General features: G+C 38.8%; 25 protein-coding genes. 15 read left to right on the top strand and 10 right to left on the bottom strand.

Annotated features, from left to right (window positions below; genetic code table 11):
* Positions 1-40: 40 nt before the first annotated feature.
* From NMG88_RS09150 to NMG88_RS09165, 4 genes are all read left to right on the top strand, one after another.
* Positions 41-1864 carry a serine/threonine-protein kinase gene (locus NMG88_RS09150; protein WP_254035354.1) on the top strand — a complete coding sequence of 608 codons (1824 nt, stop codon included), beginning with the start codon at positions 41-43 and terminating at the stop codon, positions 1862-1864.
* A 432-nt stretch (positions 1865-2296) separates the two neighbouring features.
* On the top strand, positions 2297-2614 hold the full coding sequence (locus NMG88_RS09155) for a hypothetical protein (protein WP_235751868.1): 318 nt from the start codon (positions 2297-2299) through the stop codon (positions 2612-2614).
* Positions 2604-2966, top strand: coding sequence for a papain fold toxin domain-containing protein (locus NMG88_RS09160; protein ID WP_026786136.1), 363 nt, complete (start codon positions 2604-2606; stop codon positions 2964-2966). Before NMG88_RS09155 ends, NMG88_RS09160 begins: the two co-directional genes overlap by 11 nt.
* 25 nt (positions 2967-2991) lie before the next feature.
* Positions 2992-3336, top strand: a complete 345-nt coding sequence (locus NMG88_RS09165; protein ID WP_235751866.1) for a hypothetical protein — start codon at positions 2992-2994, stop codon at positions 3334-3336.
* A gap of 153 nt (positions 3337-3489) precedes the next feature.
* Here NMG88_RS09165 and atpC read toward each other — a convergent pair whose 3' ends face one another.
* The 3 genes from atpC to NMG88_RS09180 all read right to left on the bottom strand — a co-directional run bounded on the left by atpC (position 3490) and on the right by NMG88_RS09180 (position 6945).
* Positions 3490-3903 carry an ATP synthase F1 subunit epsilon gene (atpC, locus tag NMG88_RS09170; protein WP_026798043.1) on the bottom strand — a complete coding sequence of 138 codons (414 nt, stop codon included), beginning with the start codon at positions 3901-3903 and terminating at the stop codon, positions 3490-3492.
* Positions 3904-3992: 89 nt separating this feature from the next.
* A complete protein-coding gene (atpD, locus tag NMG88_RS09175) occupies positions 3993-5441 on the bottom strand; it encodes a F0F1 ATP synthase subunit beta (RefSeq protein WP_042155746.1) in 1449 nt (482 codons plus the stop codon).
* A gap of 121 nt (positions 5442-5562) precedes the next feature.
* Positions 5563-6945, bottom strand: a complete 1383-nt coding sequence (locus NMG88_RS09180) for a UDP-N-acetylmuramoyl-tripeptide--D-alanyl-D-alanine ligase (protein WP_254033740.1) — start codon at positions 6943-6945, stop codon at positions 5563-5565.
* Positions 6946-7146: 201 nt separating this feature from the next.
* Here NMG88_RS09180 and NMG88_RS09185 point away from each other — a divergent pair, with 201 nt between their 5' ends.
* On the top strand, positions 7147-7608 hold the full coding sequence (locus NMG88_RS09185; RefSeq protein WP_227381298.1) for a hypothetical protein: 462 nt from the start codon (positions 7147-7149) through the stop codon (positions 7606-7608).
* Between the two features lie 29 nt (positions 7609-7637).
* Positions 7638-7949: a PIN domain-containing protein gene (locus tag NMG88_RS09190; RefSeq protein ID WP_227351072.1), complete on the top strand. Its 312-nt coding sequence runs from the start codon at positions 7638-7640 to the stop codon at positions 7947-7949.
* A 233-nt stretch (positions 7950-8182) separates the two neighbouring features.
* Here the strand turns inward: NMG88_RS09190 and NMG88_RS09195 are convergent, their stop codons facing one another.
* The gene (locus tag NMG88_RS09195) at positions 8183-9664 is read right to left on the bottom strand and encodes a M16 family metallopeptidase (protein ID WP_227397996.1); all 1482 of its coding nucleotides are present in this window, start codon (positions 9662-9664) and stop codon (positions 8183-8185) included.
* 61 nt (positions 9665-9725) lie between these two features.
* Positions 9726-11201: a M16 family metallopeptidase gene (locus NMG88_RS09200; RefSeq protein ID WP_227382266.1), complete on the bottom strand. Its 1476-nt coding sequence runs from the start codon at positions 11199-11201 to the stop codon at positions 9726-9728.
* A gap of 289 nt (positions 11202-11490) precedes the next feature.
* On the opposite strand from NMG88_RS09200, the gene NMG88_RS09205 reads away from it, so the two are divergent.
* Positions 11491-12099 carry a TetR/AcrR family transcriptional regulator gene (locus NMG88_RS09205; RefSeq protein ID WP_042155733.1) on the top strand — a complete coding sequence of 203 codons (609 nt, stop codon included), beginning with the start codon at positions 11491-11493 and terminating at the stop codon, positions 12097-12099.
* Between the two features lie 7 nt (positions 12100-12106).
* Here NMG88_RS09205 and NMG88_RS09210 read toward each other — a convergent pair whose 3' ends face one another.
* Positions 12107-12541, bottom strand: a complete 435-nt coding sequence (locus NMG88_RS09210; protein ID WP_026786127.1) for a DUF4332 domain-containing protein — start codon at positions 12539-12541, stop codon at positions 12107-12109.
* A 183-nt stretch (positions 12542-12724) separates the two neighbouring features.
* Here NMG88_RS09210 and NMG88_RS09215 point away from each other — a divergent pair, with 183 nt between their 5' ends.
* Together NMG88_RS09215 and NMG88_RS09220 are read left to right on the top strand one after the other, a co-directional pair.
* Positions 12725-14107, top strand: coding sequence for an aminopeptidase P N-terminal domain-containing protein (locus NMG88_RS09215; RefSeq protein WP_375295654.1), 1383 nt, complete (start codon positions 12725-12727; stop codon positions 14105-14107).
* 205 nt (positions 14108-14312) lie between these two features.
* A complete protein-coding gene (locus NMG88_RS09220) occupies positions 14313-14699 on the top strand; it encodes a right-handed parallel beta-helix repeat-containing protein (protein ID WP_042155729.1) in 387 nt (128 codons plus the stop codon).
* A 19-nt stretch (positions 14700-14718) separates the two neighbouring features.
* On the opposite strand, the gene NMG88_RS09225 is transcribed toward NMG88_RS09220, so the two are convergent.
* The 4 genes from NMG88_RS09225 to NMG88_RS09240 form a co-directional block, all read right to left on the bottom strand.
* Positions 14719-15954, bottom strand: coding sequence for an ABC transporter substrate-binding protein (locus tag NMG88_RS09225; RefSeq protein WP_254035355.1), 1236 nt, complete (start codon positions 15952-15954; stop codon positions 14719-14721).
* 138 nt (positions 15955-16092) lie between these two features.
* Positions 16093-16542: a DUF29 domain-containing protein gene (locus NMG88_RS09230; RefSeq protein ID WP_254035356.1), complete on the bottom strand. Its 450-nt coding sequence runs from the start codon at positions 16540-16542 to the stop codon at positions 16093-16095.
* A gap of 14 nt (positions 16543-16556) precedes the next feature.
* The gene (locus tag NMG88_RS09235) at positions 16557-17003 is read right to left on the bottom strand and encodes a DUF29 domain-containing protein (protein ID WP_026786123.1); all 447 of its coding nucleotides are present in this window, start codon (positions 17001-17003) and stop codon (positions 16557-16559) included.
* A 13-nt stretch (positions 17004-17016) separates the two neighbouring features.
* Positions 17017-17463, bottom strand: a complete 447-nt coding sequence (locus NMG88_RS09240; protein ID WP_254035357.1) for a DUF29 domain-containing protein — start codon at positions 17461-17463, stop codon at positions 17017-17019.
* A 274-nt stretch (positions 17464-17737) separates the two neighbouring features.
* On the opposite strand from NMG88_RS09240, the gene bchB reads away from it, so the two are divergent.
* The 6 genes from bchB to NMG88_RS09270 all read left to right on the top strand — a co-directional run bounded on the left by bchB (position 17738) and on the right by NMG88_RS09270 (position 21677).
* Positions 17738-19264: a ferredoxin:protochlorophyllide reductase (ATP-dependent) subunit B gene (bchB, locus tag NMG88_RS09245; RefSeq protein ID WP_254035358.1), complete on the top strand. Its 1527-nt coding sequence runs from the start codon at positions 17738-17740 to the stop codon at positions 19262-19264.
* Between the two features lie 122 nt (positions 19265-19386).
* Positions 19387-19626: a hypothetical protein gene (locus NMG88_RS09250; RefSeq protein ID WP_027249668.1), complete on the top strand. Its 240-nt coding sequence runs from the start codon at positions 19387-19389 to the stop codon at positions 19624-19626.
* A 195-nt stretch (positions 19627-19821) separates the two neighbouring features.
* On the top strand, positions 19822-20220 hold the full coding sequence (locus NMG88_RS09255; protein WP_254035359.1) for a hypothetical protein: 399 nt from the start codon (positions 19822-19824) through the stop codon (positions 20218-20220).
* A 21-nt stretch (positions 20221-20241) separates the two neighbouring features.
* Positions 20242-20661 carry a hypothetical protein gene (locus NMG88_RS09260; protein WP_071782915.1) on the top strand — a complete coding sequence of 140 codons (420 nt, stop codon included), beginning with the start codon at positions 20242-20244 and terminating at the stop codon, positions 20659-20661.
* A gap of 232 nt (positions 20662-20893) precedes the next feature.
* The gene (locus NMG88_RS09265; RefSeq protein WP_042155713.1) at positions 20894-21100 is read left to right on the top strand and encodes a superinfection immunity protein; all 207 of its coding nucleotides are present in this window, start codon (positions 20894-20896) and stop codon (positions 21098-21100) included.
* Positions 21101-21287: 187 nt separating this feature from the next.
* The gene (locus tag NMG88_RS09270) at positions 21288-21677 is read left to right on the top strand and encodes an urease subunit beta (RefSeq protein WP_026786117.1); all 390 of its coding nucleotides are present in this window, start codon (positions 21288-21290) and stop codon (positions 21675-21677) included.
* The last annotated feature ends 32 nt before the right edge of the window (positions 21678-21709 follow it).

The raw sequence follows: 21709 nt of genomic DNA on the forward strand, positions 1-21709 counted from the left end.
TCGCTTACAATAATATAGATTGACTCACCTCTAAACTTCTATGTCATGGACACCGGGCTACCAGTTGCGTCAACGTCCCTATATTATTGAAACAATTCTGGGACAAGGGGGTTTTGGGATAACTTACAAAGCCAAACATTTACAATTAGATCATCAAGTTGTTCTGAAAACCCCCAATGCGGGTCTACAAAATGACCCCGAATATCCTAAATATGTTCAACGCTTTATTCAAGAAGGTCAAACCTTAGCTAAACTTGGCCAAAATTCCCATCCCCATATTGTCCGAGTTAGTGATTTATTTGAAGAAAATGGGCTTCACTGCTTAGTGATGGATTTAATTGTGGGGCAGAGTTTATGGGAATTTGTGCAAACAAAAGGTCGGTTATCGGAAGCAGACGCGGTTAATATTATTCGTCAAATTGCTGATGCTTTGGTGATGGTTCATAACGCTGGAATTATTCACCGAGACGCTCATCCGGGGAATATTATGTTAAGAAATAATACCTCGGCGGTGTTAATTGATTTTGGACTAGCTGCGGAAATTATGCCCAAAGTGATGAGTTCTAAACATCCGGCTAATTTAAACTTTGCCCCCTATGAACAATTCCTAGAAGGCAGTGGGAAACCGACGGTTGATGTTTATTGTTTAGCTGCTTCTTTATATTATGCCATTACGGGACAATTACCAACCCAGGCTTTAACTCGCAAGTTGAAAAATCAAGCCTTAATTCCACCTAATGAAATTGTTAAAATTAGTGATAAAATTAATAATGCTATTTTGAAAGGCTTGGGGTTAGAACCGGAACAACGTCCTCAAACGATGGCGGAGTTTTTGAAATTATTAGATATTCAACCCCAACCTGCTAGGACTCCCCAACCCAATATAGAATTAAAGTCAGCTAAAGGCGTTAATTATCGTCAATTAGAACAACTTTTAAAAGCCGGAAGTTGGAAAGAAGCTGACCAAGAAACGGCTAATAAAATGTATGAAGTCGCCGGAAGAACAAAGGAGGGATATTTAAGGGTTGAAGATATTAATAAATTTCCCTGTGAGGATTTACGCACCATTGACCAACTTTGGGTAAAATATAGCAATGAACGCTTCGGCTTTTCGGTACAGAAGCGCATCTATCAAAGTCTGGGAGGAACCCGGAGTTATGATAGTAAAGTCTGGGAAGCGTTTGGTGATCAGGTGGGTTGGCGTGTAGGAGGTAGCTGGTTGTACTACAATAATCTAAAATTCAATCAGACAGCACCAGAGGGCCACCTCCCGTTAATTAATCCCGAATTGGTGGGTTGGTTGGCGGGGATGTGGGAGGATAGGGTGGGTATCTTCTGTCGCGTCGAGACTGTAGAGTGTAACGATATTCAACCCCAACCTGTTCAGACTCCCCAACCAAATATAGAATTAAAGTCAGCTAAAGGTGTTAATTATGATCAATTAGAACAACTTTTGAAAGCCGGAAACTGGGAAGAAGCTGACAAAGAAACGGCTAAAAAAATGTTAGAAGTCGCAGGAAGAACACAGAAAGGATGGGTGGATGTAGACTCGATTAATAACTTCCCCTGTGAGGATTTACAAACTATTGATCAGTTATGGGTAAAATACAGTAACGGTCGCTTTGGCTTCAGTGTCCAGAAGAAGATTTGGCTCGAAGTTGGGGGTAAGGTAGACTATGAGACAGAATGTAAGCTGGGCTATCGCGTCGGATGGAGAAAGAATGGCAGTTCGATGAGCTACTTCAACTCGACCTATACGTTGCAGGCTCCGGTTGGCCACCTCCCCGTCCGTCCGCATTTTTTTGCCTTGCGTGATTATTTTTCCTTGACGTTCTTGTCTCGCGTCAAGAACTGTAAGCTTTAATCTATAACAATTTCAGCCCTTTGTCAAGTCGAGTTTATGGGGGTCTGTTTGACCCAGTTTTGGTTATTTCAGCATTTCATTACCTGTTAGGGGGTTCAGAAACCGGGTTTCTTAATTGAGCTTTCTGTTAGTAACAAAGGTTAACGCAGAAACCCGGTTTTTAGGAGGCGTGGGTGATGCCTGTTCGATATAATTAAGTTAAAGGAAAAGAAAAGGAGGTGAAACAATCGTACATAAGTTCTCTGGCCAAAAAGTATGTGACATTTTAAAACTAAAAAAAGGCAGTATCAAACAAGCACAACTTCCACAAGGATCGCCTAGCTGGGAAGAATTTAGTGAGATGACATGGGAAGAAATAGAAAAAGGAGTTGCTGAAAACTCTCCGGGTTTTAAAGTTGTTCGCAAATTATTAAGTGATCGGAGGTTTGATAAATGAAAAATGATATTTTTGATCGGTTTCTTGGTTTCTTACAAAATTTAGATCAACAAGAAATTAGCTATTCTCTAGCTCATCATCGGGATGAGGCGATTATGGTGAGTGTTGCGCTTCCTGGGGAGCGTTGGGAAGTTGAATTTTTGAATGATGGATCTGTCGAGATTGAAAGATTTATTAGTCAAGGCGAAATATCGGGAGAAGAAGCTTTAAACGAATTATTTTCTCGATATTCAGATCCAGAGGATGTTTCTATTAAGACTAATTTCAATCCTAACTTGGTATCTATGTTCTTAATTCCCAATAATGTCCAATAATTTCCAATTTACCGATGAACAAATATATCAACAAATTGCTAAAATTATCCAAAGATACAAATTGTTAGAATGTGCGGAGTGCGCTGCTGCTATCAAAAACTGGTTAAAGGCGAATCAAATTAATGGTATCCATCTGAAAATAAAACTCGTAGGTCGGGGATTATTTATTGTTAGTAAGCGTTGGGATAATGGTCAAACATCAATTACCCAAAATGGAACGCACTATGGTATTGAAGCAAGAGGTAAAGTCTTTGATAACCTATCTACTTTCGGGTTAACTAGAGAACAATGGGTTGCCGATTTTGACTGTCCAAGCGGAAAGTTTATAATAGAAGAAATTGAGAAGTTTTAACTGTAATATTTCTGGAGAAAAAAAGATGACCAACCTCTACGACTTACTCGAAAAAATTAAACAAAAACCAGGAATGTATATTGGAAGTCCTAATATTAATAATTTATTGATGTTTTTGTGTGGTCATCAATACGCCTGTGAAGCTATGGAACTTCCTGAAAGCGAACAAGAAATGGAATTTGCACAATTTCAGCCCTGGTTACAAACTAAATTTGGGGTCAATACTTCCGCATCTTGGGCTAGAATTATTTTATTGTATTCTAGTGATGAAGCCGACGCTTTTAAAAATTTCTTTGATTTATTAGCCGAGTTTAGAAATCAACAAAAAAATTCTGCAACTTTAAAAGAAGAATCATTATCTGTCCTGTAAAAAACGCATACTCATCTTTATACAATTTAGAAAAATTGCTATAAAAGTGTGGAGGGGACGCTTTTAAAAAGGTTTTTTGACCATACCTGGCACGGCTCGGAAACCGGGTTTCTTAATTGAGCTTTCTGTTACAGAAACCCGGTTTCTTGTTTGTTATTCGATAACACCACCAGCCGCTTGTAACCGCGCTCTGGCTCTTTTAATAGCTTTTGTCGCTTTAATTTTGGCTTTTTTAGAATCACCAGTTTCAGCCGCTTCTAAATCAGCTTGAGCCTTGGTATAGGCGGTACGGGCAGCTTCTAAATTAATAGTATCACCCCGTTCAGCACCATTCACCAAGATGGTGACTTCATTGGCTTCAACTTCAGCAAACCCACCCATCAAGGCGATAGGAGTCCATTTATTTTTAGACCGAACCCGCAGCACCCCGGTATCTAAAGCTGTCAATAGGGGAGCGTGACCCGTCAGAATACCTACTTGGCCGGTTGTACTCGGAAGAATCACCTCATCAGCATTTTCATCCCAGACCGTCCGATCTGGAGCGATTACACGCACAGTTAATGTCATTTGTCAAGAGGTAATAAAATATTATCGAGATCAAAAATTATTGTTGTTGGGCTTTGGTAAGAGGGCTAAAGCCCAACAACGGGTGAAACTTAGCCTTTGAGTTTTTCGGCTTTAGCAATCACTTGGTCAATGTCGCCCACCATGTAAAAAGCTTGTTCTGGCAGGTCATCGAGTTCTCCAGCCATAATCATATTGAACCCTTTAATGGTTTTTTCCAGGGTGACATATTGACCCGGAGAACCTGTGAACACTTCCGCCACGAAGAAAGGCTGAGATAGGAATTTCTCAATTTTCCGAGCGCGAGCCACAGTCATCCGATCTTCTTCAGACAATTCATCTAAACCTAAAATGGCGATGATGTCTTGTAATTCTTTATACCGTTGCAGGGTGGATTGCACAGCCCGGGCGGTGTTATAGTGTTCGCTACCGACAATCGACGGCTGTAACATCGTCGAAGTGGAATCCAGGGGATCAACCGCAGGATAGATACCTTTAGAAGCCAAACCCCGTGATAATACGGTGGTCGCATCTAAGTGAGCAAAGGTGGTGGCTGGAGCGGGGTCAGTTAAGTCATCCGCAGGCACATACACCGCTTGAATCGAAGTAATAGAGCCTTCTTTAGTAGAAGTAATCCGTTCTTGCAATTCACCCATTTCTGTCCCTAGGGTGGGCTGATATCCCACAGCAGAAGGCATCCGACCTAACAGAGCGGACACTTCCGAACCCGCTTGCACGAACCGGAAGATATTATCAATAAACAGGAGCACGTCTTGTTTGCTGATATCGCGGAAATATTCAGCCATCGTCAAAGCCGACAGACCCACCCGCATTCTAGCTCCGGGGGGTTCGTTCATCTGGCCATAAACCAGAGCCACTTTCGATTGAGTTAAGTCTTTGGTGTTGATAACCCCAGACTCGATCATTTCATTGTAAAGATCGTTCCCTTCCCGGGTACGTTCGCCCACACCGCCGAACACGGAAACTCCCCCGTGCGCCTTAGCGATGTTGTTAATCAGTTCCATAATAATAACGGTTTTGCCGACTCCGGCTCCACCGAACAGACCAATTTTACCGCCCCGACGATAGGGGGCTAACAGGTCTACCACTTTAATCCCCGTTTCAAACACAGAGGGTTTTGTTTCTAACTGAGTAAAAGCTGGGGCGGGACGGTGAATGGAAGAAGTTTCTTCGGTTTGCACCGGGCCTAAATTATCGACGGTTTCACCGATAACGTTAAAAATCCGTCCTAGGGTCGCTGGGCCAACGGGAACACTAATCGGAGCGCCCGTATCAACAACTTCCATCCCCCGGACTAAGCCATCGGTGGTACTCATGGATACGGAGCGAATTTGGCCGTCGCCTAGAAGTTGTTGGACTTCGCAAACAATAGAAATATCTTGACCAACTTCGTTTTTGCCACTAATTTTTACTGCATTGTAGATTTCCGGCAAGTGACCGCTCGGAAATTTGATATCTACAACCGGGCCAATGATTTGAGTGACGTGGCCTACATTTGTTTTTTCTGCGGTGCTGACCATGGGTTTGCTTATTGGTTAATACAAGTTGATTCCGAAATCGTCTCGGAAACGTTTAGAAGAATTTAATATTGCCATCTTTTAGGTTATCACTGATCAGTGATCACGTTTGAGCGATTTGATTCTATTGAAAATCCGATCCCAATAATTCTACAACCCGATTTAGTTGCACCGAATGGGAGGCTTTAAATAAAATCCGATCCCCGGGCTGGATCAAGGCTTTTAACTGTTGTACCATTTGAGCATGAGCATCGGAGGTCTGTACATCAACTATTGACACTAACGGAACACCGCCAGCCCCCTTTGCTAAGGCATTGGCGGCCTCAAACTCTGCCAAAATCAATAATCCGTCCAAATTCAGTTCCCGCACGGTGCGCCCCACTTGTTCATGGAATTCTAGCGATCGCTCTCCTAACTCTTTCATCGTCCCTAATACGGCAATATGGCGTTTCCCTGGGGTTTGGGCCAATAACCGCAAGGCTGCTAACATTGATTCCAACCCGGCATTATAGGTTTCATCGAGGATCACTAAATCTTCCCCCCACTGATAGCGTTTTGCCCGGCCATCGGGTAACTGTACCGCTATTGGTTGCTGAAAAGGCTTGTATGAGGTTTGCGCCCCATAAATTCCCCTAAATACGGCTAATGCGGCTAGGAAATTAGAGGCGTTATGCTCCCCAGGTAAGGGTAAGGGTAAATCTATTCCTTCGACTCGCAAGGTTTGGGCGTCGATTAATTCTCCTCGCAGATCTCCCTCTTTTAACCCATAGGTAATTGTATTACCTGACCAAACTTTAGCGGCGGTATTGATCAAACGTTCTTGATGATTTAATACTGCTAAACTGGTTTTTGGCATTTCTGCTAATAGTTCACACTTGGCCCGAGCGATCGCATCTTCTGAACCCAACAGTCCAATATGAGACGTTCCCACATTGGTAATTACCCCAATTGTCGGTCGAGCAGTTTGGGTTAATTCGGCAATTTGTCCGGCTCCACGCATAGCCATTTCTATTACGGCAAAATCATGATCGGCGGTGAGTTGTAAGAGGGTTTTGGGAACCCCAATTTCATTGTTATAGTTAGCTTGGGTTTTCAAAACCTTGCCTTGAGTCCCGAGTAAGGCGGCAATTAATTCCTTAGTTGTGGTTTTCCCCACCGACCCTGTTACCCCGATAATCGGAATCTGAAATTGATCCCGCCACCATCGGGCAATCTGTTGATAGGCTTTTAAGGGGTTGGGAACCGGGAAAAGGGGCAAATTCGGGTGATTTTGGGCAAAATCCTTAGTGACAATCGCAGCAATGGCCCCCTGGTTAATCGCCTGTTCCACAAAGTTATGGCCATCAAAGTGTTCCCCCTGTAGCGCTAAAAACACCTCTCCAGGTTTAATACTGCGGGTATCGGTTGTGATCCCGATTACGGTTGTAGAATCCGTGGAATTACGGTAAAATGGGTAATTAATCGCTAAAATCTGGGCAATCTGACCGAGAGTGATGAGATTAGACATTCTCTGAACTCTTGAAAATTGATTATTATAGATTACTCAGATATGATATTCCAAAACATCGAGGGTTTTGTAGCGATTTAATTTTGTTTAGGTACTTATAGCAAGAGGCAACAGGTGAAATAATCTTGAAAATTTGCTTAATTATCCCAAAGTGACAGAAGAATGCTATAATTAAACTAAAAACTGCTCAATAAAAATGCCATGACTCTTAATCTTTCCTCTCGGAAATTATCCCCGTCGCTTCCTGTGAAATTTCATATTTTGCTTGATCGTTCAAATGCAACGCAAATACGCGCATCTTTTATAGAACTTCCTAACTTGCGCGTTGAAGCTTCAACGCAGGAAGAAGCCCTAGAAAATCTAAAAACATTGTTGTATACTTATTATGATAAACTAGAAATTATTCCTTTTGAAATTGAAGAAGTATCTACTCAACAATCAGAAAACCCTTGGTTGAAATTTGCGGGTGTTTTTCAGGATGATTCTGACTTTGCTGAGATTGCTAAAAGTATTCTAATTGAACGATATGATAATGATCCTGATAATCATGATTTTTATGATGATATGATTTATGAGGAAAGAATTGGTTATTATGATGAAATTATCAATGGAACTGTTAATACTGTTAATATTGATATTGATAATCGTGAAACCATAGCTTAACTATATAACAATTTGGGATAACACAACTAATGACCATTTGGGTACTGGATACGAATCAAGTTTCTGAATTCCTTGGAGGAAACAATACAATTAATTCTAGGGTAACTCAAGTTTCACTTAACGACATAGCTATTACGGTTGTTACAGTTCAGGAAATTTTTAATGGATGGATTGTTAAAATTAATAAGCCTTCAGAATCTAAAAATTTAGTGAGACTGTACACTAAACTCTCGATAACTTTAGACTTCTTCAAAGCAGTAAGGATACTTAATTTTGATGAAAAGGCTTCCAAGATTTATGAAAAATTAATTAATGAAAATAGGGAACTTAACAGAAAATAGCTTCACAGCAAAGGGTTTCAAAGAGATTTGCGAATCGCTGCAATTGCTCTTTCTGTAAATAGTATTATGGTAACTGCTGATAAAAAAGATTTTTCCTTAATTCATGGTTTAGTTATTGAAGATTGGACAGATCCCTCAATTCTATTGACAAAAAGATGACTTTTAGATGAAAGAAAGTCCAGGTTTTAATCTATAGGATATTAAGGTGGGTAAAACCCACCCTTATATTAACATTAACTCCCAGGAATCGTCACATCAATTGTAGTGACTTTTGATTGGTTATCTAAACTACTTAAAGCCGGATTAATTAACGCTTTATTTCCGACAACTAAGATGACTAACTTGTCGAAATTAAGATATTGTTTAGCGACTTGTTGAACATCTTCGATGGTTGTTGCTTGGACTTGACGTTGATAATCAAAGATAAAATCCTTGGGATAACCATAATATTCATACTGCATTAAACGGGATAAAGTTTGAGCCGGATCTTCAAACTTAAAGATAAAAGAATTTAAGGTAGATTCCTTTGCATAGGTTAATTCTTCCGACTTAATGGGTTCTTTTTTTAACCGTTCAATTTCATTTTTTAACCCTTGAATTAATGGAACTGTTGTTTCAGAACGAGTTTGTCCTCCAGCATTAAAAACCCCTGGATAATCATAACTTGCACCCCAATAGCCATAAACAGAATAGGCTAAACCTTGGCGCGATCGCAGATTATTAAATAACCGTCCACCGAACTCATTTAATACCCCATTCATAACCGCCAATTTGGGATAATCGGGATCACTGAATAACCCGCCTAAATGACCCATTTCCACATAACTTTGAGTTAATTGGGGTTGATCGACAAAGAAAATACCACCTAAATTGGCTTGAGAAACCGCAGGAAGGGGGGGAATAACTGCTTTTTGACTTGGTTTCCAATCTCCTAATTTTTGCTCAATTAAAGCCTTCATTTTTGCTCGATCAAAATCCCCTACAATTCCCAAAATCATAGTTTCAGGATGAAAATATTTTTCATAAAAATCAACCAAACTCTCGCGGCTGATATTTTTCAAGGTGGAATATTCTGTGATGCGGGCGTAGGGACTATCTACACCATAAATCAGCTTAACAAACTCCCGAGAAGCAATGTCTCCGGGGTTATCATTCCGACGCGCAATTCCGCCTTTTGCTTGAGTTTTTGCTAAGTCTAATTGATCTTGAGGAAACAGAGGATTACGAATGACATCCGTAAACAATCCAAACACTAAGTCTAAATCTTCTGTTAATCCTGAAAATCCAACACTACCAGAAGTTGTAGAAATCCCGACTTCAACGGAGGCGGCTTTTTGTTCTAATAATTGATTCAATTCATCGCCAGAATTTTGACGAGTTCCCCCATTCCGCATCACCTCTGCGGTAATACTTGCTAAACCAACTTTATCCGCAGGTTCAAATCGATCTCCGGTGCGAAATAACGCACTTCCTCCTACTAAGGGAAGTTCATGATCTTCGACTAAATAAACTATGATTCCATTGTCTAATTGATAGCGTTCATAATCAGGAAGTTCAATGGTGGGTAAGGGAGGAAAAGTTAAATCGGTGTAATGTTTGGGCGTGGAAGCGATCGCCGGAATATGGCTAAACGCGGTAAAAAAGAAGGTCGTTAGCAACAATCCAATCCAAAAAAGTATGGATTTTTTCAAGTTTAGGGTTTTCAAAGTCAACATAGTGAATCGAAAGGTTAATCAGAATAGAATGAGTCAGGATAAAATCAGGTGTAGTTAAAGTTTATTCGTCGGATAATAGGCGGCCAATGGTGCGTTTTTGCGGAAGAAATACCTCTTGAGCCACCCGTTGAATATCTTGGGGAGTAATGGCATCAATTTTTTCTAATTCCTCAAATAAGTTTATCCAAGATCCGGTTTTGACTTCATATCCAACTAAAGCAAATGCCATGCCCATATTAGAATCTAAGGATCTTAATAAACTAGCTTTAGCTTGAGTTTTCACCCGATCTAATTCGGTTTCAGACACCAATTCTGTTTTCAGTCGTTCAATTTCTTTGCGTAGGGATACCGCCACTTCATCCACGGTATGACCGGGTGCTGGCATAGCATAAAATAACATTAAATTGGCGTATTTATTACCAGGATATCCACTTGATCCTTGAGCAGTTAAAGCAATTTGTTGTTCTTCAACTAAGGATTTATACAAACGAGAAGTTCTACCATCACTCAGAAGACTAGAAATCATATCATAAATCACAGAATCAGGATGATTTGCCGCCGGACTGGGATAACCTTCTAAATACCAAGGTTGAGTTTTTAAGGTTAAAGTCACTTCCCTGGTTTCGGTTTGAGGCGGTTCAACAATATTTAATTCAGGGGGTTTCGGTCTGGCGGGATAACGACCAAAGTAAATTTCCGCTAAACGTTTGACTTCGGTGGGGTCAACATCGCCGACAATTGCTACGGTTAAATTATTAGGAACATAGTAGGTTTCAAAGAAATTTTGAACATTTTCACGAGTCAAATTTTCTAAGTCTTGTACATAACCAATCACCGGACGACGGTAGGGATGTGCTTTGAATGCTGTGGCGGAAAATGCCTCGATCATTTGACCAATGGGAGAATTTTCTGTCCGCAAGCGACGCTCTTCTAAAATGACTTGTTTTTCTTTATAAAATTCTCGAAATACGGGTTCTAAAAATCGCTCGGATTCTAAGGACATCCATAGTTCTAATTTGTTAGCAGGAAGGCTATAAAAATAAGAGGTAGCATCGGCGGAGGTTGTTGCATTCAGTCCCACACCTCCAGCTTGTTCTAAAATTCTACCAAACTCATTTTGCTTGACATATTGATCAGCTTCGCGACTTACTGTTTCTAAATCAATGATTAATTGTTTTAGTTTTTCCTGATTTCCCTCGGCTTTAGCTTGTTTAATTTGGGCAAAAATTTGATCTTGCTTTTCTAAAAGAGGTTGTTCAGCTTGATAATTTGTTGTGCCAATACGTTGAGTTCCTTTAAAGGCTAAATGTTCTAAATAATGGGCGACTCCCGTTTGTCCTTGGGGTTCATTCACTCCTCCAACATCGGCATAAATTAAAAAAGAAACCACGGGCGCTCGATGTCTTTCTAAGACAATAAATCTCATGCCATTATCGAGGGTAAATTCTGTAATTTCTCGCTTCACTCGTTTTAAATACGGTTGAATTGAAGAATTTGAAGGGGCAATTTCATCGGCCCAAACGGCTTGAAATCCCATGACCCAAAATAAACATAGACTTAACAGCGCAACGGACAAACGTTTCCCCATTAAGGATAGTTTGTGAGTTCTTTGTTTCCCTCGGAAAAAATAATCCCAAAACATAGGTTTTTAGCGGTATAACTTGACAAAAATTCGAGAAGCAACTAAGGTCTAATCTATCTTAAAATATCACAAAATCAGAATTTTAACCGTAAAAATATCAAAGCATTAAGAGTTATATCGTTTCCGCTCGGTCTTCCCCAACGAATGATAGGCTCAAACCAGAGCCACATAAGATAAAAAGGTTATGTCGCATCTCCATTCCCCTACAGCATTGGAATTAGAAAACCAGATTCTACTGGCAGCCCGGGGGTTATTTGCCCGCAAAGGCTATGATAGTACCACTACTCGTGATTTAGCGACAGCCGCCGGGGTCGCCGAAGCTACTTTGTTTCGACATTTTGCTAATAAAAAAGCGATTTTGATTGCCATTGTGATTCAGGGATGGGCGGAAATTTTAACGGATTTACTAACAGAATTGAGCTCTATTAGTAACTATAAATCCATGGCACAATTGTTATATCGACGGATGATAAATCTCCATGAAAATGCAGATATGATGAGAATTTGTTTTTTAGAAGCTCAAGTTCATCCTGAATTACGCGATCGCCTTCAATCAGAAATTATTAATAAAATGATTGATGTAACCGAGGCTTTTTTTGAAACTGCCATCCAAAAAGGAGTATATCGTCCGATGAATCCTAAAATTATTGCTCAAGTATTTCTAGGAATGTTTGCAATTGCAGGATTTAGTTATAATACCCTCCTAGAACCCAATGCTTCCCCCCAAGAAATGAAAGAAATGGCGGAAGGATTGGCTGATATTTTCCTAAATGGAGTATTAGCAAAAGAATAAAAAAAACCTATAAAAATCTAGCTTGTTGCACCCATTGTTGAATTTGATCAACGGACGGACATAAATCTCGACGCTGTAAATTAACCACATAAAAACGGAGGATTTGTTGATGTAAACGATGGACGGATAACTTAGTTAAATGGTGAACTGAACTCACTCCCGCATGAAGCAAAAGTCCACAATATTCACAACCAACCCCAGGAATCCTCGCTAAGTCCGCCATGGCAATCCATTTGTTAATATCTCTAATATTAATCTGGAGCAAATTGGCTAAAATCATTTTTTCGGCGGGAGTTTTGCCTTGTTTTAACAGTTGATTGGTGGTTTTAATGCCATAATTGTTTAATCGGGTTTGATTGTCCGAATTCAACCCCGGAAGTTGAGAAATCGGCCAATTAACCCCTTGAATAGAGTTATGGGAGTTCGGTTTAAAAGATGTCATGATCTTGTTCTTGTTGGTTTCAGTTTGAGGCGGTATCATCCTCCTCAATTTGTGCTGTTTGATTCTAACCTATTTTTTTCTAAAATTCAGGGTGGGCTGTTCAGGATTTACACCCTATACTTTAGATAAAGATGATACTAACACTAGCATCACTTAAATTAAAATTACCCAAATTTCGATTAAATTATGTTATTTAATTCTTCCCAATTCCTGATTGATACCCTCCGCCAACGGCGCCAAAAACTCGGCTATTTAATTGATTTTCCGGCAATTTTGTGGTCGGGTCGTGAATCTTCCCGCAATTTTCCTGCTAATATTTATCCCTTTCGTGCTAGTAGTCATTTTCTTTATTTTGCTGGATTTCCCTTAAAAAATGCAGCGATTCGTTTGTATGAAGGTGGCTTAGAATTATTTATGGATGATTCCCCCGAAGGTAGCGCCCTTTGGCATATCGAAATCCCCCCAAGAAATCAGATTGCAGAAATGATCGGTGCGGATTTTTCCTATCCCTTATCAGAATTATCTGATCATCTTGAAGATGCGGCAACTATTCTGGTACAAAATCCGATTACCGCCAACGAACAGCGTCAATTATTGAATTGTCCTTTAAGATCAGCAAAAGAGCCCGAAGGAATTGATTTAGAATTAACCCAGGCAATTATTTATTTGCGTCTAACCCATGATGATCAGGCATTACAGGAGTTACGCCAAGCCGCAGAAGTTAGTATTCAAGCCCATAAACAGGGGATGAAAGCAACAAAAATAGCCCAATTAGAAGCAGAAATTCGCGCGGCTATGGAAGGGGTAATTATTAGTCATAATATGGCCTGTTCCTATAATAGTATTGTCACGGTACAGGGAGAAGTTTTACATAATCAACACTATCATAATCCCTTACAATCTGGGGATTTACTATTAGCTGATGTGGGGGCAGAAACGGCGATGGGATGGGCGGCGGATATTACCCGAACTTGGCCGGTTTCGGGAAGATTTTCCCCAACGCAACGAGATATTTATCAAGTGGTTTTAAAGGCTCATGATACCTGTATTAATTCTATCAAACCTGGGATAGAATATCAAGAGATTCATCGAATTGCAGCAATAATAATTGCTGAAGGATTAGTCGATTTAGGAATATTAAAAGGAAATCCAGAGGATTTAGTAGAACAGGATGCCCACGCCTTATTTTTCCCCCATGGAATCGGGCATTTATTAGGCTTAGATGTGCATGACATGGAAGATTTAGGAGATTTAGCTGGATATGAACACGGACGGGTGAGAAGTCAACGGTTTGGCTGGTGTTTTCTGCGGTTAAATCGTCCCTTAAAACCCAGGATGTTAGTAACAATAGAACCCGGTTTTTATCAGGTTCCAGCTATTTTAAATGATCCTAAAAATCGAGAACAATATCAAAATATTGTTAATTGGGAACGTTTAGAACAGTTTGCCGATGTTCGAGGCATTAGAATAGAAGATGATGTCTTAGTCACGGAAACAGGAACAGAAATTTTAACCCAAAGTTTACCCACATCTATTCAAGATATAGAAGATTTAGTCAAAAATTAATAGCGTAAATTTATGCTGAGTCAACAATGATATTCAAGACCAACCAAATAAACAATGGTGGACAGACCCCACGGGTACTAGAGAAGCAACGGGGGCAGTTACCTTAGAAAATAGAGGAATTGATTTTTCAGGATGGAATGTTTTAATTGAGGGGAATAACTATCAAGTTTATCGACATAAAATTGGAGATACAAAATATTTAAGTGTGGATGGAGAAGGGATTTTAATGCAGGAATGTTGTGGGGGAACAACGGTTAAAAATGTTATGATTAAAAATAATCAAGGAAATGCTTATATTGGACTCTATAAAGTTCAAGAAATTAATCATGCAACTATTGAAAATAATCAAATTTTAGGTTCTGATATTTTTGTTATGGCAGATACGAATAATCAACCATATAGAATGAATCAGGTTAAAATTATTAATAATCAAGTTTCTGGGAATATTCTGGCGAAAGCCAGTTTGGGCGGTCAGGGGAATGAAATTTCAGGAAATAGAGGAAACCAGGGCGGAAAACTAGAGTATTCCTGTTCCATTGAAGTTAATAATAACTCAGGATTTAATACTCAACCCTGTTTTCCTTTACGCTAATTTACCATAACGTTTTTTTCTATTTTAAATATGTAAACTTACCATTTTTTCCCGTTTCATCCATTTTAATTTGGGCAACATAAAACTTTTCTTGCACCACTTCACCTTCGGGGGTAAAAGAAATATTGCCTAAAACCGTTTCATATTTTCCTGATAAAATTGCTTGATTTAATTGTTCTCTTAGCTGTTCTAAGGATAAACTATCAAGTTTATTTTTCTGGTCAACCGCTTTTAAAGCATCAACAAATACCTGAACTCCGGCGAAGGCTTGGGCGGTAAATTGCGGGGGTTCTTTTTTATTTTGGGCTGCGTAGGTTTCCCGAAAGGTTTTATTAATTGGATTATCAATTTCAGGACTATAGGCTTGGGCAATAATTACCCCATCACATTCTTTTTGACAGACGGAAAAAATATTAGAAGTATTTAAACCATTTCCCCCAATAATTAATCCTTGATAACCCAATTGTCGTAACTGTTTGATTAAATTTCCTCCATCCGCCGCCAGTCCCGAAATAATAATTAAATCTGGGTTTAAATTAATCGCTGCGGTGGCTTGATTTTGAAAATCCGTGTCGGTGGTCTGGAACTTTTGAACTGTCACCAAATCTAGGTTTAAATCTTTAACTGTTTGTTGAAAAGTCTCCGTTTCTGATTTACTAAAAGCATCATTTTGAGCGTAGAAAACCGCTACTTTTTTAATATCAGGATTGATTTTTAATGCCGCTTTTACCGCATTCGGGGCGACAACGGCAACCGGGGCAGAAACCCGGGCAATATAATCACCAATTTGAGGCACTCCTTTGGCAGTATTAGAAGGGCCTAAAACCGGAACTTTTGCCCGTTCCGCAATGGGGTCAGAGGCGAAGGCTTGTTGAGATAAAGAAGGGCCTAAAATGCCCACAACTTTCTGTTGAGTAATTAGGGTATTAAAGGCATTAATTGCCCCTTGTTCATCGCCTCCCCCATCTTGGAGAGCTAATTTAATTGGAGTGCCATTTATGCCTCCTTGTTGATTAAAATATTGTTCAGCCATTTTCGCCCCAATCACTTGTTCTTGTCCTAATAAGGCAGCGTTACTGGTTTGGGCGAGAACAACTCCAATCGGAATTCCTTTAGAATTTTCAACGGTATTTGTCGTGGAATTGGAATTAGAAGCGGTGTTATTTCCAGATGGTTGAGAGGGACTACAGGCTAATACGAAAGCCCCGGTTATTCCTGATAATAATAGCGGGATAAATTGTTTTCTTTTAATCATGGCGGTAAAATCATATAAAAATAGTGAGTTGTTTTTAACTCAAGAGATAATCTGATTATACAACTATTTTTAATTATAGACAAGTGGATATTTAGAGTAGGGTTGTAAAATCAGTGAGCGAGGACGTTTGCACTACATTTAATTATAATAATCAAATAAAGTGTATTTTTCTTCAAATACCTCTTGCCAAGATAAAGATATTAATGGGCATTTTTTTCCCATTTCATCCTCCGCATCCTTGAGTGACCGTTGAAAACATTGTTCCCAAATTGAATCAATAAAATTTTGGTTTAAACTGGGAACTTCTTCTTGAATATCAGCAATTTCTTGACGCGCCGAACGAATACTAATAGACCAACTGCCACTCCGTTTTTCCGGTTGGCATTTCCATTTAATAACGTGCATCATTAACCGGGTTAATTGACTTTTTAAAGCTAATTTCTTGGATTTTCCCATAGATTCAATTAAAACCGCTAACCCAGATCCGGCTTCCATAAATTTTTCCTCCTGTAATAACTCTTGAACGGCAACCGCCGCTAAATATTCAGAACTCGCCGCTAACCATTCCCAATCTTTTCCAGTTTCCATAATAACTTCTAAGTTTAATTAGAATCAAATAAACTATATTTTTCTTCAAATACTTCTTGCCAAGATAAAGATATTAATGAGCATTTTTGATTCATTTCTGTTTCCGCTTCTTTAACCGCTTTTTCAAAACATTTATCCCAAATTGAATCAATAGTATTTCGGTTTAAACTGGGTGTATCTTCCTGAATTGCTTCAATTTCATTCCGCGCTGATAAAATTGTAGTTGACCAACTAGAAGTCCGTTTTTTGGGTTGACATTTCCACTTAATAACATGAGCCATTAACCGAATTAACTGACTTCTTAACGCTCGTTTATCAGATCGTCCCATTGCTTCAATTAATGCCTCTAAACCTATCGTAGCTTCCATAATATTTCCCTGTTTTAAACAGTTTTTAACTTCTAATGCCACTAGATAATGAGAACTCATGGCTAGATCTTTCCAATCCATTTGAGTTGACATAAACCCCTTCTCCTTAATTATAATCAAATAAACTATATTCGTCTTCAAATACTTCTTGCCAAGATAAAGCCATTAATTGATATCTCTTTCCCATTTCACTTTCCGCTTGTCTAACAGCTTTTTTAACAGAAGTTTCCCAAATTGATTCCAAGTAATTTCGATTTAAACTAGGAACTTCCTCCTGAATATCAGCAATTTCATCCCTGGCGGAAATAATTGTAGTTTCCCAACTGGAAGCCCGTTTTTCTGGTTGACATTTCCATTTAATAATGTGCATCATTAACCGAGTTAACTGACTTTTTAAAGCTAATTTCTTGGATTTTCCCATAGATTCAATTAAAACCGCTAACCCTTGTCCCGCTTCCATTAGTTTTTGATCCTTTAATAACTCTTGGACAGCAACCGCAGCTAAATATTCAGAACTCGCAGCCAACCATTCCCAATCCTCGGATGTTCGCATTTTTACCTCAACAGCAAATAACTCAAATCATACTTTTAATTATATGTCAAGTCTTTGGGATTGAACTTAACATTTCTATTTAATTTAACAAAATATGGCTGAAAATTTAAGAATCATTGCAATTAAACAATGTTATCATTGTTTTAGTGTCAAAATGAATTCTAAAATAGAGATTAAATTGCGATCGCTATGTATAAATACTCCTAGCGATTGGCACAATTTCTGAGAATATAAAACAAGCTGTCCTCATCACCTATCAACGGAGAAACACGCTATGAAATTAGCTTATTGGATGTATGCTGGCCCCGCCCATATTGGCACCCTAAGAATTGCCAGTTCCTTCAAAAATGTTCACGCCATCATGCACGCCCCTTTAGGAGATGACTACTTCAACGTCATGCGGTCTATGTTAGAAAGGGAACGGAACTATACACCTGTGACCGCTAGTGTTGTAGACCGGAACGTTTTAGCCCGGGGTTCCCAAGAAAAAGTGGTTGATAATATTGTTAGAAAAGATCGAGAAGAACATCCCGATTTAATTGTATTAACTCCTACCTGTACTTCTAGTATTTTACAAGAAGATTTACAAAATTTTGTTGAACGTGCCCAACTCGATGCTAAAGGCGATGTCATGTTAGCCGACGTCAATCATTATCGCTTTAATGAACTGCAAGCTGCTGACCGGACATTACAACAAGTGGTTCAATTTTATCTGGAAAAAGCCAAGAAAAAAGGCGATATTCCTGAAGGAAAAACCGAAAAACCCTCGGTTAATATTATTGGAATCTCTACCCTCGGTTTCCATCACCATCATGACTGTACCGAGTTAAAACGGTTAATGGTAGATTTAGGAATTGAAGTTAATGAAGTGATTCCTGAAGGAGCATCAGTTCACAACTTAAAAAACCTGCCTCGCGCTTGGTTTAACTTGGTTCCCTATCGAGAATTAGGGTTAATGGCAGCCAAGTATTTAGAAACAGAATTCGGGACACCTATAGTTGATATTACGCCGATGGGAGTGGTTGAAACCGCCCGTTGTATTCGCAAAATTCAACAAGTAATTAATGATCAGGGGGCGAATGTTGATTATAGTGAATATATTGATAATCAAACCCTGTATGTGTCTCAATCCGCTTGGTTTTCCCGTTCTATTGACTGTCAGAATTTAACCGGAAAAAAAGCCGTTGTGTTTGGGGATAATACCCACGCCGCCGCAATGACAAAAATTCTGGCGCGAGAAATGGGAATTCACGTCGTTTGTGCTGGAACCTATTGCAAATATGATGGCGATTGGTTTAAGGAACAAGTGAGTGAATATTGCGATGAAGTTCTGATTAGTGAAGATAACGGTCAAATCGGAGATATGATTGCCAGAATTGAACCTTCTGCTATTTTTGGAACCCAAATGGAACGTCATGTTGGGAAACGTTTAGATATTCCCTGTGGTGTGATTGCTTCCCCAATTCATATTCAGAATTTCCCCATTGGTTATAAACCATTTTTGGGTTATGAAGGAACTAATCAAATCACCGATTTAATCTATAATTCCTTTACCTTGGGAATGGAAGATCACCTCTTAGAAATCTTTGGCGGACACGATACTAAAGAAGTGATTACCAAAGGAATTTCGGCGGGTTCGGATTTGAATTGGACGCGAGAAGCTCAAACCGAACTGAATAAAATTCCTGGGTTTGTGCGTAGTAAAGTTAAACGCAATACCGAAAAATTCGCCCGTGAACGAGGTTTCAACGAAATTTCCTTAGAAGTGATGTATGCGGCCAAAGAATCCGTAGGAGCTTAATTTTAAGGTTGACATTGCCACCTTTTTTGTTACAATCTCAATCAAAGCAACCCCAACTTTTTGTACTCAGCTAGTTTGGGTTAACTTAGTGTTATTCCGACATAATTTATAAGAGGTAATGTATGTCAAATATTCGGAAAATTTCAGGGAATCCAGGTGACACTTGGGATGATTTGAGTTGGACAGATATGAATGATGTTGAGCAAGCTTTGTGGGCTACTTTAGGCTGGAATGAAGCCAGTTGGGAAGAAGAATCTGAGGCTCCTGATTCTAATGAGAAATACTGGGAAGACTTAACCGAAAATGAACGTGATGCGGCAACAAAACTCGGTTATAACCAATCTTATTGGGATGAGGATTAAGGTCTAAATAAAGTCCCCATCTGTATTATTAATCAAATAGTTTGTAAGGTGCGTAAGGCGCAATTGATTTATTGGGAAATCCAATCATTAACAATTTGTTCCTCGCACCATTTTTTTTGATTAATAAAATTTGGGTACGCTTTTTAATCAGTGATAATATTGTTCTATAATTTTAACATTATAATAGGTAAGCCCTTGACTCAAAATCCAGACTATGAAACGGAAAGATCTGCCTTAATTACAGAACTTCAAGCCAAAGGAATCAAGCATAATCCTGAAAAGATTGTAAGAATCGCTAAATGTACGGATGATCAAATTGTATTCTTAGAAACCGGAGATGAAAACCGAGGTTTACAGCATATTTTAGCGAAAGCGGATCAATTTGCTAGAATAGGAATCAATGAAGATGAAATTGTTGATGTTGTTATGGGAGGAATTACCAAAGGTAGCATTGTTAGTTCCCAAGGTAGGGACACAGTTAACCCCCGTCCAGTTTATCAATTTATTCATAAAGGTGAAATCAAATATATTGCAGTTACAATAGGGAATAATGGATATATTGTAGGGGCAAATCCGAGAACAAAACTAAAATAATCTTTATAGAGGTTCAATTATATGCCTAAAAAAATTAGACTAATGACAGATTATGGATGTTATCCTTTATGGTGGGATGAACCTGATCAAGTGGGTGATTTAGATCCAGAATCTTTACCTTTAACTCAAGAAACCATTCAACGTTTGTATCATTGGGCTGATGCTTTTGAAGCTCGATTAAACTTGGCTGATCCTTCTGATTCTCCTGAAGTTACACCGGAAGAAGTAGAACGTTTTGAATGGGAAGGATTAAATTTATGGAAACAGTTAAATCAGGAATTAGTACCTGATTATGAAATAGTTTATTTTAGTAGTCATTTCCATCAAGTTTTTACTAATCCAGTTGAATTAGAGGAAAAATTAAAATCTAATTTTATTGAATTTAATCAAACAGAAAGGGGAATTGTTTTAACAAATAACTTGATCAAGCAAACAACTTAACCATCAATTTTGTATGATTAATCAAATAGTTTTTCTGGTGCGTAAGGCGCAATTAATTGATTGGTAAATCCAATCATTAATAATTTGCTCCTCGCACCATTTTTTATTAATTAATAAAATTTTAGTGCGTTCGCTCCCATGGCCGCACCCTCCAAAAGCCTTCTTGACTATAAAAAAAAATAATATATTATAGCTTTTAGTATAACTTAAACTTTTCTTTCGGGAGCGACTGATGAACGACATTGAAAACCTGACGGATACAGAACAACTTATAACTGTGGGAGCTTCCTTAGTATTTTATTTTCTTCCCTGGATTATTGCTCTGTTTAAGTCCAAAAGAAATACAACCGCGATATTTTTGCTCAACATCTTTTTAGGATGGACAATTATCGGATGGTTTATAGCACTGATTTGGTCAGCCACTAATGAAAAAGACTAATTGATAAAAATAAAGGCTTGATATCCTCTATTTCAAGCCTTTATTTGTGTTTAAAGCGATCGCACAGGATAAGGTTTATTTATATTGATGGTTTAGTTTATAGGGTGCATGATGTTTGAAATGGGATATAATTATTGTATAATAATGGTCAAATTTGCAATATTAATATTATAAGAGGAAATAACCCATGATTCCAGGGGAAATGATTGTTAAAGAGGGTGAAATTGAACTTAATGTTGGTCGTCCGACTTTAAAGGTCAAAGTAGCTAATACAGGCGATCGCCCGATTCAAATTGGCTCCCATTATCACTTTTATGAAGTTAATGAAGCCTTAAAATTTAAACGCGAAAAAACTAAGGGAATGCGGTTAAATATTCCGGCGGGAACTGCGGTTAGATTTGAACCGGGAGATGAACAGGAAGTTGAGTTGGTTTTGATGGGGGGAAGTTTGGAAATTTATGGGTTTAATGGGTTGGTGGAAGGTCAGTTAAATTTGAATTTATCTGAAGCAGAGAAACAAGAAAAAAAAGAGAAGGTTAAGAAAGATAAAAAAGACAAGGGGAAGAAGAAAAAATAATTTTAGTTTGACTTGGGCTTGTAGAATTAAAT

This window comes from Planktothrix agardhii (assembly GCF_904830935.1).
Classification (GTDB): Bacteria; Cyanobacteriota; Cyanobacteriia; order Cyanobacteriales; family Microcoleaceae; genus Planktothrix; species Planktothrix agardhii.